This window comes from Brachybacterium netajii (SeqCode), from assembly GCF_054114245.1.
The window spans coordinates 100,913-115,121 of the sequence record NZ_JBSYXB010000006.1; the positions used below are offsets into that span (position 1 = coordinate 100,913).

The 14,209-nt window shown below is 73.9% G+C and carries 10 protein-coding genes and 1 pseudogene; 8 read left to right on the forward strand and 3 right to left on the reverse strand.

Annotated features, from left to right (window positions below; translation table 11 throughout):
* Positions 1 to 4: 4 nt before the first annotated feature.
* The 3 genes and pseudogenes from ACXET9_RS12095 to ACXET9_RS12105 all read left to right on the forward strand — a co-directional run.
* Positions 5 to 2,056, forward strand: a pseudogene (locus ACXET9_RS12095) (glycosyltransferase); the annotation flags it as partial.
* A 59-nt stretch (positions 2,057 to 2,115) separates the two neighbouring features.
* Positions 2,116 to 3,018, forward strand: coding sequence for an ABC transporter permease (locus tag ACXET9_RS12100; protein ID WP_457886934.1), 903 nt, complete (start codon positions 2,116 to 2,118; stop codon positions 3,016 to 3,018).
* 22 nt (positions 3,019 to 3,040) lie between these two features.
* The gene (locus tag ACXET9_RS12105) at positions 3,041 to 3,811 is read left to right on the forward strand and encodes an ABC transporter ATP-binding protein (RefSeq protein WP_457886864.1); all 771 of its coding nucleotides are present in this window, start codon (positions 3,041 to 3,043) and stop codon (positions 3,809 to 3,811) included.
* 29 nt (positions 3,812 to 3,840) lie between these two features.
* Here ACXET9_RS12105 and ACXET9_RS12110 read toward each other — a convergent pair whose 3' ends face one another.
* Positions 3,841 to 4,566: a TIGR03089 family protein gene (locus tag ACXET9_RS12110; protein ID WP_457886865.1), complete on the reverse strand. Its 726-nt coding sequence runs from the start codon at positions 4,564 to 4,566 to the stop codon at positions 3,841 to 3,843.
* Entirely contained in the window at positions 4,563 to 5,732 is a 1,170-nt protein-coding gene (locus tag ACXET9_RS12115) for a coenzyme F420-0:L-glutamate ligase (RefSeq protein WP_457886866.1), read from the reverse strand. Before ACXET9_RS12115 ends, ACXET9_RS12110 begins: the two co-directional genes overlap by 4 nt.
* Before the next feature lie 335 nt (positions 5,733 to 6,067).
* Here ACXET9_RS12115 and ACXET9_RS12120 point away from each other — a divergent pair, with 335 nt between their 5' ends.
* The 3 genes from ACXET9_RS12120 to ACXET9_RS12130 are packed head-to-tail and all read left to right on the forward strand — an operon-like array spanning position 6,068 to position 11,408.
* Positions 6,068 to 6,364 (forward strand): WhiB family transcriptional regulator, encoded by a 297-nt coding sequence (locus ACXET9_RS12120; protein WP_457886867.1) that lies wholly within the window; start codon positions 6,068 to 6,070, stop codon positions 6,362 to 6,364.
* Between the two features lie 9 nt (positions 6,365 to 6,373).
* On the forward strand, positions 6,374 to 9,772 hold the full coding sequence (locus ACXET9_RS12125) for a hypothetical protein (RefSeq protein WP_457886868.1): 3,399 nt from the start codon (positions 6,374 to 6,376) through the stop codon (positions 9,770 to 9,772).
* Positions 9,765 to 11,408 carry a DUF5719 family protein gene (locus tag ACXET9_RS12130; RefSeq protein ID WP_457886869.1) on the forward strand — a complete coding sequence of 548 codons (1,644 nt, stop codon included), beginning with the start codon at positions 9,765 to 9,767 and terminating at the stop codon, positions 11,406 to 11,408. The genes ACXET9_RS12125 and ACXET9_RS12130 overlap by 8 nt, the downstream gene beginning before the upstream one ends.
* Positions 11,409 to 11,447: 39 nt before the next feature.
* Here the strand turns inward: ACXET9_RS12130 and ACXET9_RS12135 are convergent, their stop codons facing one another.
* On the reverse strand, positions 11,448 to 11,903 hold the full coding sequence (locus tag ACXET9_RS12135; protein WP_457886870.1) for a metallopeptidase family protein: 456 nt from the start codon (positions 11,901 to 11,903) through the stop codon (positions 11,448 to 11,450).
* A 93-nt stretch (positions 11,904 to 11,996) separates the two neighbouring features.
* Here ACXET9_RS12135 and ACXET9_RS12140 point away from each other — a divergent pair, with 93 nt between their 5' ends.
* Positions 11,997 to 12,395, forward strand: coding sequence for a DUF3499 domain-containing protein (locus ACXET9_RS12140; RefSeq protein WP_457886871.1), 399 nt, complete (start codon positions 11,997 to 11,999; stop codon positions 12,393 to 12,395).
* Positions 12,388 to 14,178: a phosphomannomutase/phosphoglucomutase gene (locus ACXET9_RS12145; RefSeq protein WP_457886873.1), complete on the forward strand. Its 1,791-nt coding sequence runs from the start codon at positions 12,388 to 12,390 to the stop codon at positions 14,176 to 14,178. The genes ACXET9_RS12140 and ACXET9_RS12145 overlap by 8 nt, the downstream gene beginning before the upstream one ends.
* Positions 14,179 to 14,209: the final 31 nt, after the last annotated feature.

Consider the following 14,209-nt stretch of genomic DNA (forward strand, 5'->3'; position numbering starts at 1 on the left):
CATCATGAACGCCACCGCCCCCTCCGCCACCGCCGCCGCGGAGCAGGAGGCCGTCCCGGCGACCCCGCAGCGCGTCCTGCAGCGCCTGATCCTGCCGCTGGAGGCCTCGCCCGACGTGGTCCCGCTGTACATCGAGGCGGAGGACGCCCGCTCGGGGGTCACCGAGGCGGCCTCCGGCCTGGGCGGCGCCGCGCCCGCCGGCCGCGGCGACGCCGAGAGCCGCCGCTATCGGCAGGTCGGCGCGCAGGTCGAGATCAGTGAGCTCGACCAGCGCCATGCGATCCGGATCCCGGCCCGCAGCATGCGCTCCTTCGGCACCTACTTCAACGCCTTCCCCGCGGGCTACTGGCGTCGCTGGACGCCGGTGCGTGCGATCACGCTGCGGATCCGCACCGTCGGCAGCGGGCATCTGGTGGTCATGCGCTCGACCGCCCGCGGCACGCTGCAGCGGCAGGAGTCCCGCACCGTCGTCGGCACCGGCGAGCAGGTCTTCGAGCTGCCCCTGACCGCCTTCGGCGACGGCGGCTGGTACTGGTTCGACGCCTATGCGGGCGAGGAGGATCTGGCGATCGAGAGCGCCGAGTGGACGGCCGACGCCTCCCTCGCGCGCACCGAGGGCACCTTCTCGATCGCGATGACGACGCTGAACAAGGTCGACTACTGCCTCGACAACATCGCCTCCGTCGCCGCGACCCCGGCGCTGCGCGAGATCCTCGACACGATGTACGTGGTGGACCAGGGCAGCGACCGCCTGCGCGACCACGCGGAGCGACTGGACCCGCTGCAGGCGGAGCTGGGCGATCAGCTGCGGATCGTCGAGCAGGGCAACATCGGCGGCTCCGGCGGCTTCTCGCGCGGCATGTACGAGGCGGCGACCGCGGGCGCCTCCACCTACGTCATCAACTGCGACGACGACATCGTCATGGAGCCCGAATCGCTCATCCGCCTGGTGACCTTCGCGGACTACGCGACCCGGCCGACGCTCGTCGGCGCACATATGTTCGACCTCAACAACCGCTCGGTGCTGCACACCTTCGGCGAGACCGTCGACCCGTGGCGCACGCAGCCGTCGCTGCCGGGCGAGGACGCGGAGCTGGGCCACGACTTCGCGACCGGTCCGCTGCGCTCCACCCCGTGGCTGCACCGCCGGGCCGACGTCGACTACAACGGCTGGTGGACCTGCCTGATCCCCACCGAGACCGTCCGGGCGATCGGGCTCAGCCTGCCGGTGTTCATCAAGTGGGACGACGCCGAGTACGGCCTGCGCGCGAAGAAGGCCGGCTACCCGACGGTCTCGCTGCCGGGCGCCGGCGTCTGGCATATGAGCTGGGTCGACAAGGACGACCTGGTCGGCTGGCAGGCCTACTTCCATGAGCGCAACCGCATCATCACGGCCCTGCTGCACTCGCCCTACGAGCGCGGCGGCCGAGTGGTGAAGGAGTCGCAGTTCATGGACATCAAGCACCTGATCTCCATGCAGTACTACACCGAGGCGGGGCGCCTGCTCGCGCAGCGCGACGTCCTCGACGGGCCCGAGGCCCTCCACCCCGTGATCGGCACGAAGCTCCCGCAGATCCGGGAGATGGCCGCGGAGTTCGCCGACGCCGTCGCCGAGAAGGATGCGGACCTCTACCCGCCGGTCCACATGGACAAGCCCCCGCGCAAGGGGCGCGGCTTCTCGCAGCCCCACGCCCTGATGCTCCCGGTATGGACGGCGAAGACCCTCGCCAAGCAGCTGCTGAAGCCGACCACGGAGCGCTCCGCGCACAATCCGCAGGCGGCGATCTCGCATCTGGACGCCAAGTGGTGGCGCCTGTCGGCCTACGACAGCGCCCTGGTCTCCAACGCCGAGGGGACGCAGGTCTCCTGGTACCGCCGCGATCCGCAGAAGGTCCGCGAGATGCTGGTCTCCGCGGTCACCGCGCATCTCGAGCTGCACCGCCGCTGGCCGGAGCTGCAGCGCGAGTACCGCGGGGCGCTCGAGCGCATCACCTCCTTCGAGGAGTGGGAGCGGACCTTCGCGGCCAACCCGGCGCCCGTGCGAGAGCAGGACCGCGCCGAGTGAGCGGGACCGAGACGCGCGGGGCCGATGCGAGCGGGGCCCGGCGCGGCCCGATGATGCGCCTGCCCTCCGCGGCCGATCAGGCCGAAGGATGGCGGGCGCCCGGGCAGGACGCCGGCTGGCTGAACCCGCTGCGGGAGCGCTTCCTGCTGCAGCTGCTGGTGAAGAAGGAGCTGCGGGTCCGCTACCGCGGCAGCGTGCTGGGCATGCTGTGGAGCTACGTGAAGCCCGCGGTCCAGTTCGTCGTCTTCTACATCGCGCTCGGCGTCTTCCTGCAGATGTCCAAGGGCACGCCCGCCTATGCGGTCTACCTGTTCAGCGGCATCATCGTCATCAACCTGTTCAGCGAGGTCTTCGGCAACGCGACCCGGTCGATCACGGGCAACGCGCCGCTGGTCTCGAAGATCTACCTGTCCAGCGAGCTGTTTCCCTGGTCGAGCATGATCGTCGCCGTGGTCCACTTCGTGCCGCAGCTGCTGGTGCTCGTGGTCGGTGCGCTGCTGTTCGGGTGGATGCCCTCGCTCACCGGGCTGATCGCCTTCGCGCTCGGCATGGTGATCCTGCTGGTGTTCACCGTGGGCCTCGGGCTCATGACCGCCGCGCTGAACGCGGCCTTCCGCGATGTCGAGAACTTCGTGGACCTGATCGTCATGGTCGCCACCTGGCTGTCCCCGGTGCTCTACCGCATCTCGATGGTGGAGGACGCGATCGGCGGGACCTGGCTGTGGGTGATCTATCGGCTGAACCCGCTGACGATCGTCGTCGATCTGTTCCACACGGCCTTCTGGCGGTACACGCCCGACGTCGTCGCTGCGGTCCCGTCGGACCCGTCGCTCACGCAGCCGGGCGAGCCCTTCGGCCTGTGGTGGGCGGGGATGCTGATCGCCGTCGCCGCGTTCGTGATCGGCACGCTCGTGTTCGAGCGCGCGAAGCGCCGCTTCGCCCAGGAGCTGTGACCGCTGTGAGAGGAGACCGACGATGAGCCCGTCGATCCAGGAGGTCCCCGCGGCCGGCGCCGTCCCGACCCGGCGGGAGATGGTGCGCGTGGAGGGCGTCTCCAAGCGCTTCGCCCTGCGGCACGACCGCTCCCTGAAGGAGCTCGTGTTCTCGGCGCTCAAGCGCCGTCCCCTCGCCGACACGTTCATGGCGCTCGACGGCGTGGACCTCACGGTGCATGCCGGCGAGACCGTCGGCCTCATCGGCTTCAACGGCTCCGGGAAGTCCACGCTGCTGAAGACGATCTCCGGCGTCCTCTTCCCCGACAGCGGGCGCGTCATGCTCCGCGGCCGGGTCGCCGGGCTGATCGAGGTCGGGGCGGGCTTCCACCCCGACCTCTCCGGACGCGAGAACGTCTACCTCAACGGCGCGATCCTGGGGATGGACCGCGCGCAGATCGATGCCCGCTTCGACGAGATCGTCGCGTTCAGCGAGATCGAGGAGTTCATCGACACCGAGGTCAAGTACTACTCCTCGGGCATGTTCCTGCGCCTGGCGTTCTCCGTCGCCGTGCACACGGAGCCCGACATCTTCCTGGTCGACGAGATCCTCGCCGTCGGCGACGAGCCCTTCCAGCGCAAGTGCCTCGAGCGGATCCGCGAGCTCCAGGAGGCGGGCCGCACGATGATCATCGTGTCCCATGAGCTCGACATGCTCGAGGACCTCTGCACGCGCATCGTCGTCCTGCGCAAGGGGGAGATCGTCCACGACGGCGATCCCGTCGACGGGGTCCGCCTGCTCCGCGAGAGCTGAGGACCGGCGCCCGACCCGGGGCGCACCGGTCACAGCGCGCGGGTGACGCCCTCGTCGGCCGCCTGCGCGGCGTCGACCTCGGAGGCGGGGCCGACGATCCCGCCGCCCGCGAGGAGAGCGCCCAGCGTCTCCGCGACCACGGGCAGCCCGTCGTCGGGCACCAGCAGCCGCGGTGCGCGGGCGTCGGGGGCGCTCGACGCGTCGGAATCCGCCGGAACCGGAGCTGGAGCCGGACCGGACCAGGCCGGGAGCGGGACGCCGAGCGCGTCGGGATGCGCCCGGACCTCGCTCGCCCAGTCGTGCACGAGCGGGGGGAGCGCGCCGGAGAACCGCGGGGCGAGGGAGACCGCGTCGAGGGCGAGGACCTCGTCGGCGTCGTCGGCGAGGGACGAATCCGGGCGATCGGTCGCGAGCACGCGGATCTCCTCGTCCTCCGGCCCGGTGCCGGCCGCGCCCTCGGCGCTGGCGTCGGCGCCGGCCGGGGGGATCCGCACCTCGGCGCCGAGCGACCATGCCGCGAGCGCGAGCACGAGGCGCTTCCAATGGGGTGGCACATCGAGGACGACGAGCTCGCCGGGCAGCAGGGCGAGCTCGGCATCGAGATGGCCGATCGCCTTGGTCACCCAGTTGGCGAGCACGTGCCCGGACAGCTCGATGCGCGCGGCCTCGCCGTACCAGGCGAGGGCCGGCCGCGGACCGGTCCGCTCGAGGGCCTCGAGCAGGACGTACGCGCGGGGCAGGTCGGGAGCGGTCATCGGGGATCCTCCATCGTGGCGGTGGGACTCGGCGGTGCGCCGACGACGACTGCGATGTCCGGCAGGGGACGGGCGATCGACTCGGCCCCGAGGGCGGTGCGCACGCGCTCGGCGAGGGCCCCGGCGGCGGCCCAGTCCTCCGGGGCGGCATCGGCGGGGACGATGACGATCCGGTCGGGGGCGGGTCGTTCGATGCGCGGGGTGCGGCCGTCGGCGGCGTCGGGGCGGGGGAGGGCGGCGACCGCGAGGGCGCGCGCCACCCGCTCCTCGGCGGGCTCGGGCTCCATGCGGGCAACCGGCTCGTCGGCGTGGGCGAGCCCGAGGGCCTGCCAGACCGATTCGAGGCTGGGGCGGCGGAACCAGTCGTCCTCGCCGGTGCGGGCCAGGTCGCGGGCGGGTACCGGGGCGGGAGGCTCCGCCGGACCGGCCGATGGGCCGACGGCGGACGCAGCGGCCGCGGGGACGGCGCCGTCGACGCCGCGGACGATCGCGACCGGCACCCGGGAGGCCTTGCCCTTGACGAGGTCGGCCGCGGCGGCGAGCTCGTCGGCGAGATCGCGGACGGTCACGGTCAGGGCGCGTCCGTCGCCGTCGACGCCGCCGCGCAGATCCTGCAGCGAGGCCACGCCGGCGGCGCCCAGGGCGATGTCGCCGACGCCCACGCGCCAGACCCGTGAGGAGGTGTCCGTCAGGAGCACCCCGAGGCCCGGGGCGACGCTGTCCTCGAGGACCGCGAGGAGGATCTCGGCGCAGGCGTCGGGGTCGTCGGGCAGCAGGAGGGGCCCTCCCGGCGCGTTGGAGGAGTCGACGCCGGCGGCGGCCATCACCGGGCCCGAGGCGATCTGGACGATCGAGGTGACCACGCGGGTGTGCCGGCGGCGGGCGACCGTGCGGACGGCCGCCGCGGCGACGGCGGCATCGCGCTCGGCGCGGTCGACGACGAGGCCCAGCGCCTTGGAGACGATCTTGGTGGAGATGCAGACGACATCCCCGGGGCGGGCGCCGGCGGCGCGGAGGGCGGGGGCCAGCGTCGCGCCGAGCCGTCGCAGGGCCGCGCGGCCGGACTCCCCGTGCTGGTCCGTCGGGCCGTCGGCCCGGATCTCGCCGATGCCGAGGACGGGCAGGATCTCGACGGGACCTGCCGGTGCGGCGTGGGGGACGGGCATGGAGCCTCCTGGCCGGATGCGGGCACCGGCGGCCGCGCGAGGGCGCGGACCGGGATGCGCTGGACGAGTGCGGGGGACGAGCCTGGGACGAGTGCAGCAATTCTGCAGAGTATTGCGCAGAATGATGGCGCACTCCGCCGAAAATATGCGCGAGGCTCTTCGTCGACCTCCATCCGCGAGAATCACGGGGAAATCACGGATGAATCGAGTGGGCAGATCGGAAGCATGTTTCCTGGGAAGCCGCTCCGGCTTGACGTCCCGGACTTACACAGGTGTAGTTTAGGTGCGCAACAGACTACTAGGGGTCATGAGGACGTGAGGGAGGAGTGGTGGAGATGAGCGAGGAGCACGTCGAAGGAGACGAGCGCGCGGAGCTGTCGCTGCTGGACTTCGCCGGGAGCGACTTCGAGGAAGAGCTGACGTGGCAGGAGCGCGCCCTGTGCGCGCAGACGGATCCGGAGGCCTTCTTCCCGGAGAAGGGCGGATCCACCCGCGAGGCGAAGAAGGTGTGCGTGTCCTGCGAGGTCCGGGCCGAGTGCCTGGAGTACGCGCTGCAGAACGATGAGCGCTTCGGGATCTGGGGCGGGCTCTCCGAGCGCGAACGCCGCAAGCTCAAGCGCCGGGCCGTCTGACCCGTCCTCTTGAGCGACCGCCACGTCACCGCCGTCGTCCTGCTGAACGGGACGACGACGCGCTCCACCCAGGAGGCGACGCTCGCGGCCGTCTCGGCGCAGACCAGACCCGCTGATCGGGTGCTGGTCGTCGCCCCGGCGACGCTCGACGAGGACCTCGATCGGAGCCTGCGCTCCGCCGCGATCGACGGAGAGGTCGATGATCTGCTCACCACCTCGAGCGCCGTCGGGCGCTCGGGGGCGGTGCGCGAGGTCATCGACCTGCTCGAGGACGATCGACGGGGCCGCGAAGGGGCCGAGCCCGAGGAGGATCCCCAGGATCTCCTCTTCGACGACGGCGACGACGGGGCGCAGGATCTCGCGCAGCGCGACGGCGTCTCCCGCAGCACCGGCCGCCGCGCCGCGGCGATCGACCGCGAGGCCGCCGAGCGGCTCGCGATCCTCGAGGCCGAGTACCTCGCGCGCATCCCCGAGCGCCTGCGCGAGAAGCGGCGGCGCGCCGGTCGGCGCGTGGCCAGCGCGAAGGACGAGCAGTGGCTGTGGTTCGTCGTCGACGGCGCCCTGCCCGCGGAGGACGCCCTCGAGCGGGAGCTCGAGGTCCTCACGCGCTCCCCGAACACCGCCGTCGTCGGAGCCAAGCGCGTGCGCCACGGCGAGCGTCGGATCGAGCGGGCGCGGGAAGCGGGGGAGACGGGCCCGCTCCCGCCCGAGGACGCCGACATCCTCGTGGATGTGGGGCTCACCCTGACCCATTCGGGCACGATCATCACCGGCGTCGACCCCGGGGAGATCGACCAGGGCCAGTCCGACTGGCGCCATGACGTGCTCGCCGTCGCCCTGCCCGGCATGCTGATCCGCGCGAGCACCCTCGTCGACAGCCAGGGCCTGGATCCCGCGCTGCCCGAGCCCTGGGCGGAGATCGACCTCTGCCGGAGGATCTGGCGCTCGGGCGAGCGCGTGGCGGTGCAGTCCTCGGCCCGGGTCGTGTTCCCGCCGCCGGCACGCCCCCTCCTGGAGCGCCTCCAGGACCAGCGCGCCGGGCAGATCCTCGCCCTCCTCAAGCAGCGCCGCCTGGCCGGCTCCCTCCTGCTGATCGCCGTGCTGCCGCTGCTGACCCTGCTGCGGATGGTCGGCGCCCTCGCCTCCGTCATGCCCCGGCGCGCCGGGATGGAGGCCCGCGCCTGGGCGACGGCCATGCGCCGGACCCCCGCCGTGATGGGCCGGGGGCTGCGGCCGCGCCCGCGCGCGAGAGTGCCGCGCGGACGCCTCGCACCCCTGTACCTGCCGCGCGGGGAGAGCATCCGACGAGCCCTCGAGGACACCTGGACCCGGCTCGTCGCCGACGATGATCGCACCCGCCGGATCCGCCGCACGACCTGGGGTGTCGCCGGAACCCGCCATGGCGTCGAGGACGCCGACTACGGGCGGCACATCGTCTGGACGATCGTCGTGCTGCTCTCGACGACGGCTCTGGGCATGCTCGCCCTGCGCGGGCTCTTCGGGCAGGGCACGATCGTCGGCCCGGCGCTGCTGGCGCTCCCGGACTCCTGGCGGGACACCGCCGAGGCGGCCTGGTCCACCTGGATCGCCGGCGGGCTCGGCGACCGCGGTCCCGCGGACCCCCTGATCCGCCTGCTCGGGCATCTGCCGATCGACGGCGCCGTGCTCATCGAGGTCCTGGTCATGGCCGCGATCCCCGCCTCCGCGCTCGCCGCCTGGTGGGCGGCCGGGGCGATCACCCGCGCGATCGGCGCCCGCCTCGTGCTCACGGTGACCTGGGCGCTGGCCCCGGTGGTCATCACGGCCCTGGCCTCCGGCGCCTGGCCCCTGCTGCTCGTGCACGTGCTGCTGCCGCTGCTCGCGCTCGCCGTCGGCCGCGCCGTCGGGCTCCCGCACAAGATCTCCCAGGCCTCTGTCCCCGCGGCGGCCGCCGCGGGCCTCGTGCTGCTGGTGATCGGCGCCGTGCAGCCGGTGCTGGTGCTCGTCGTGATCGTCGCGCTGATGCTGCTGGCGCCCGCCGTGCCGGGGCGCCGCGCGCGCCTGCTGTGGGTCCCGCTGCCCTCGCTCGCCCTGCACGCCCCGTTCCTGCCCGTGTACCTCGGGCATCCGGAGACGCTGCTCGCCGTCGGCGGCATCCGCTCCCTTCCCTCCGGGGCGAGCACCGCCGAGCTCCTGATGCTCTGGCCGAGCGCTTCCGGGCTCCCTGCCCTGCTCGCCCCGCACATCGGCGCCGAGATCGCGGCCTGGGTGCCCGCGCTGTCGCTCGTCCCCGTCGTGCTCGGCGCGCTGGGCGCCCCCTTCCTGCGCGGCACCGCGGGCCTCGCCGGCCGCTTCGCGCTGCTGGCCGCGGCCGCGGGGATGATCGGGGTGCTCCTCGCCTCCCGCACACTCGTCGCCGTCGCGGGCGACGAGGCGGTCACCGCGGACGTGCACGCCCTGCTGGACCTCGTGCTGCTGGCGCTCGGCGTCGGCGCCGCCGCGTCCTTCGACGCCCTCGCCCGCCGCGACGGCGGGATGCACCGCGCGCGACGGCTGCTGACCTCCGCGGTCGCCGTGGTCGCGGCGGCGATCTGCACGGTCACCGTGGTGGGCTGGACGCTGCTGCTGCCCGGCACCCTCGAGATCTCGCGCAGCACGAGCGGGGAGATCCCCGCCGCGGCCGCCGATCAGAGCCGCTCCGACGCCCGGTCGAGGGTGCTCGTGCTGGCCGAGGCCGACGACGGCTCCGTCACCGCGCGGATCGTCGTCGGCGGCGGCGAGACCGCCCTGCAGCGCGCGGCGATCGTCGACGCCCGCCAGGCCGATCTGGTCGCCGCGGGCGAGGTCGTGGACGGCGACGCCGGCTCGGAGGCCGTGCGCGCCGCGGTCGCGCGCATGCTCTCCTCCTCGGGCGCCGAGGCGGAGGACGCGACCCTCGCGGTCTCCTACGTCCTCGTCGGCGGCGACCTCTCCGCGCAGACCGACCTGGTCGCCGCGCTCGACGCCTCCACCGGGCTCGAGAAGGTCACCGTGAACTCCGCCGGCGGCATGTGGCGCGTCATCGACTCCCGCGAGCGGGCCGTCGTCCTGGACGCCGACGGCACGGCGACCCCGCTCGCCAGCTCCCTCGTCGGCGCGACGGGATCCGTCTCGAGCTCGTCCGCGGAGCGCACGATCGTGCTCTCCGAGCGCTACGACTCCGGGTGGCGGGCCGAGGTCGGCGGGCACCGTCTTGAGCCGGTCCTCGTGGACGGCTGGGCGCAGGGCTTCGTCCTGCCCGCCGGGGTCTCCGGCGACGTCGAGGTGCATCGCGACCAGGCGTTCACCCCGCTGTGGCGGGGGCTGCTCTACGCGGCGGTCGCGGCGACCGGCATCATCGCGATCCCCTGGCGGCCTCGCAGCCGCGGTGCGGAGGACCTCTATGGCTGACATGAACGCGCACGAGCACGAGGACGCCCCGGACGATCCTCGGGGCCCCCGGGACCGGCCCCGCGCGCTGCAGCCCCTCCTGGCCATCGCCGCGCTGCTGCCGCTGGCCGCCGTGGTCGGGATCCTCGTCACCGGGCCGGAGGCTCCGTCGGCCCCGGTTCAGCGTGCGAGCGTCACCTCGGAGGCGGGGACCTCGACCGCCGTGTGCGAGGGGCCGCTCGACGTGCCCGAGGACGTCGTGGCGACCTCGCAGTCCGCCGATGCCGCGCTCGCGGTCGAGCTGCCCCTGGATCGGATCGGCATCAGCGCGGTCGCCGTCGAGCGCGACTCCTCGCTGCTCTTCGGCACCGTGAGCGTGTCCGAGACCCGCCGCGGCGAGGACGGCGGAGCCCGCGTCCCCGGCATCGTCGCCCTCGACGCCGCCGGCGAGGACATGGAGGGCACCGCCGGGAGCGGCGACGTCGGCTTCGGGATGCTCACGCTGCGCAACCGCACCGAGGGGCCCGTGCTCGAGTCCACGGCCTCCGACGGCTCCCGGCCCGTCGCCGACGCCGTCCAGTCCACCGTCACCCGCACCGGCGACTACCGCTCGCTCGTGGTCGCGCGCTGCGGGACGCCGGTGACGGAGGCGTCGTTCCTCGGGGTCTCCACGACGACGGGATCCAGCGCCGAGCTCGTGCTCCGCAACGCCTCGACCCGGCCCGCGACCGCATCGATCCAGGTCATGACGACGGACGGAGCCGCGTCCATGGCCGGTCGCAGCCAGGTCGTGGTCGCCGCCGGCGAGGAGCAGACGGTGCTGCTCGAGTCGATCGTCCCCGGCGAGGACGTCATCGGCGTGGACGTGACGGTGCTGGGGGCGCCGCTGGCGATGCACCTGCAGACCACCGAGCGCGACGGCCTGACCCCGGGCGGCGCCGAGATCCTCAGCCCCCTCGGCGCGGCATCCGACGAGATCGTGCTGCCGGGCGTCGAGACCGCCGGCAGCCCGGCCGTCGTGACCCTCCAGAACCCGGGGCGCACCGATGCCACGGCCTCGATCCGCGTCGCGGACGAGGACGGCGAGATCGCCGAGGCCGCCCTCGACGGCATCGAGGTCCCCGCCGAGTCCGTCGTGCAGGTGCCGCTGGACGGCCTCGCGGACGGTGTCCGCACGGTCCTCGTCGACGCCGACGAGGACCTCCGCGCCGTCGCCCGCAGCGAGCGGACCGGCGCCGACCTCGAGGGCGAGACCATCGGATCGCCCGTCGACTTCACCCTGGTGACTCCCGCCGCTCCGATCGGGACCAGCGCCGTCAGCGCGCTCCCGGCCGGAGGGGCCTTCGGCTCCCTGAGCCTGTACTCCGACACGGCGACCGCGGTCACCGTCATCCCGCTCGCGGCCGACGGCACCGCCGGGGAGCCCGTCGAGGTCCAGGTCGCGGAGGGCGCGCAGGCCAGCCTGGCGGACACCGCCCTGAAGATCGGCGATGCCTGGGCCTCGTCCCTGGTGATCGTCCCCGATGAGGCGGGGGCCGTCTCGGCGACCTGGACCCAGCGCGTCAGCGACGGCGCCGGCGGCGTGCTGCTCTCCTCGATCCCCGTCGAGAGCGCGACCCTCGGCAGCGGAGGCACCGAGGTCTCCCTGGCGCCCTGAGCGGTCGCGGGGCCGCGGGCATGGACCGCGGTCGCGCGGTCAGCCCGGCCAGGCCTCGGGATCCACGTCCTCGGGCGGGAGGTTCAGCAGCGAGCCGATCTGCTCGGCGAGCACCTGGCGCACGAGGCCCTCCAGCTCCTCGTCGTCGGCGCAGCGGGTCTGCATCGGACGCCGGTACACGACGATCTTGGCCGGATGCTCGCGGGTGGCCGGATGCGCGCGCCCCAGCACCACCGAGGAGTCCTCCCAGGGCGCCGGATCCGTCGCCGGGACCTCCTCGACCATCACCTGCAGATGGGCGAGCCGGCGCGGGAAGCGATCGGCGATGTCGGCGGCGATGTCGGCGACGGTGTCGTCGAAGCGCTCGCGGCGGGTGCGATAGCCCGGGAGGTTCGGGGGGATGAGATCGAAGCGCCGCCCGCGGCCGTGACGGTCGCGGCGGCGGGGTCCCCGTCGCGGACCGGGGAGGTCTCGGGGTCGGGGGGCGAGGTCCATGACGCGAACTCTAGCCCGCCCCTCCGTCAGCGCCCCGGTCCGGGCAGGCGTGCCGCCTCCTCATTCCGCCCGCAACCTGCGTACACTCCTCTTGTGCCTGCTCGTGAATGCTCCCGGACCGCCTGCTCGCAACCTGCGGTCAGCACCCTCACCTTCGTCTACGAGGATTCGACGGCGGTGGTGGGCCCGCTGTCGCGCACGAGCGAGCCCCACACCTACGACCTCTGCCGGATGCATGCCGCGCGGCTGACGGCGCCGCTGGGCTGGGAGCTCCTGCGCATCGCCGGCGACTCGTCCGCGAGCGACGACCTGGTGGCACTCTCCGACGCCGTGCACCGCGCCCCGTCGGCCCCCGTCGAGCCCGCCGCCGGCGCCCCGCCGCGCCGGACCGACTCCGCCCCGCGCTCGGCGGGTCCCGGTCGCGCGGGCTCCGGCCCGTCGGGATCCGGCGTCGAGCGCCATCTCCGCGTGGTGAGGACCCCTCATGAGTGAGCCCCAGGAACAGCAGCCCGTGATCGACCTGCGCGGGATCGTCAGCAAGATCGATGTGCGCGGCGTGGCCGGCGTCGAGCTGACCGAGGAGGTCGCGCGCGCCTTCGGCGCCGCCTTCGCCGACGTCCTCGAGGACAGCGCCCTGATCGTCGCGCACGACATGCGCGTGTCCTCCCCGGAGCTCGCCGCGGCCTTCGCCGACGGCGCCGCGCGCCGCGGGGCGACCGTCGCCGAGGCAGGCCTGGCCTCCACCGACCAGCTGTACTGCGCCTCGGGCCTGCACCGCGCGGCCGGCGCGATGATCACCGCGAGCCACAACCCGCCCGAGGACAACGGCTTCAAGCTGTGCCTGCCGGGGGCGAAGCCGATCAGCCGCGACGACGGCCTGGACGACATCCGCCAGGGCGCCGAGCGGTACCTCGCCGGCGGGATCCCCGAGGTCGCGGGCGGGCGCCGGACACCGCTGGAGACCCTCTCCGACTATGCCGACACGGTGCTGCGCCTCGCGCCGCTGAGCGGGCGCCGACCGCTGCGCGTCGTCGTCGACGCCGCCAACGCGATGGCCGGGCTGACGGTCCCCGCGGTCCTCGGCCGCACGGCCGAGATCTCGCTGGTGCCCCTGCACTTCGAGCTCGACGGCACCTTCCCGAACCATCCGGCGAACCCCCTGATCCCCGAGAACCTCGAGGACCTGCGCGACGCCGTCATCGCCGAGGGCGCCGACATCGGCCTCGCCTTCGACGGCGACGCCGACCGCTGCGTGGTCCTCGACGAGCAGGGCCGACCGGTCCCGCCGTCGGCGATCACCGCGCTCATCGCGACCCGCGAGATCGCCCGGGTGCGCGCTGCGGGGGAGGAGCGACCGGTCGTCGTCGCGAACGCCGTCTCCTCGCGCCACGTGTTCGAAGCGGTCGAAGCCGCGGGCGGCGAGGCGCTCCGCTCCCCGGTGGGCCACTCGCTGATCAAGGCGCTCATGGCGCAGCACGAGGCGGTCTTCGGCGGCGAGCACTCCGCCCACTACTACTTCCGCGACTTCTTCCGCGCCGACTCCGGCATGCTCGCGGCGCTGCACGTCCTTGCGGCGCTCGAGGAGACCGACGAGCCGCTGTCGGCGCTCGTCGCCGAGCACGATCCCTATCCCGCGAGCGGGGAGATCAACACCCGTCCCGCGAGCGCCGAGGCGGCGCGCGCGGCGATCGAGCGGGTGCGCGCCCACGTGCTCGCCTCCGGCGCCGTGGTCGACGACCTCGACGGGCTGACGGCCGTGCACTGGACCGGCCCGGCCGCCGATGCCGACCGCGCTGGCGATGCCGTCGGTGCTGACGAGGACGCGGCGTCGTCCGAGAACTGGTGGCTGTCGCTGCGCTCCTCGAACAGCGAGCCGCTGCTGCGCCTGAACGTCGAGGCGGAGACCGCCGGGACCGTCGAGCGCGTGCGCGACGAGATCCTCGCGATCGTCCGCGCCGAGGAGGCGCCCGGCGATGAGGCCTCCGCCGGCGAGGCTTCCGGCGAGGAGGCGCCCGCCGCTGAGAGCGTCGCTGCGGCGACCGGGGGAGCGATGTCGGAGCCGGCGGAGGACGGTCTGCGGCCCGCCGGTGCCAGCGGCGCCGATGTGCCGAGCTGGGTCCGGGCGCGCCTGCGCTGCCCCGACTGCGGCGGCGAGCTGCGCGATGTCGACGCCGCCCTGCAGTGCATGAGCTGCCACCGCCTCCACGCCGTGGAGGGCGGGATCCCCGTGCTCATCGCCGGTCGCGCCGACCAGGTCGCCGGGCAGGCGGAGTAGCCGGAGCAGCCCCGGAATCCGGAGCAGCCCC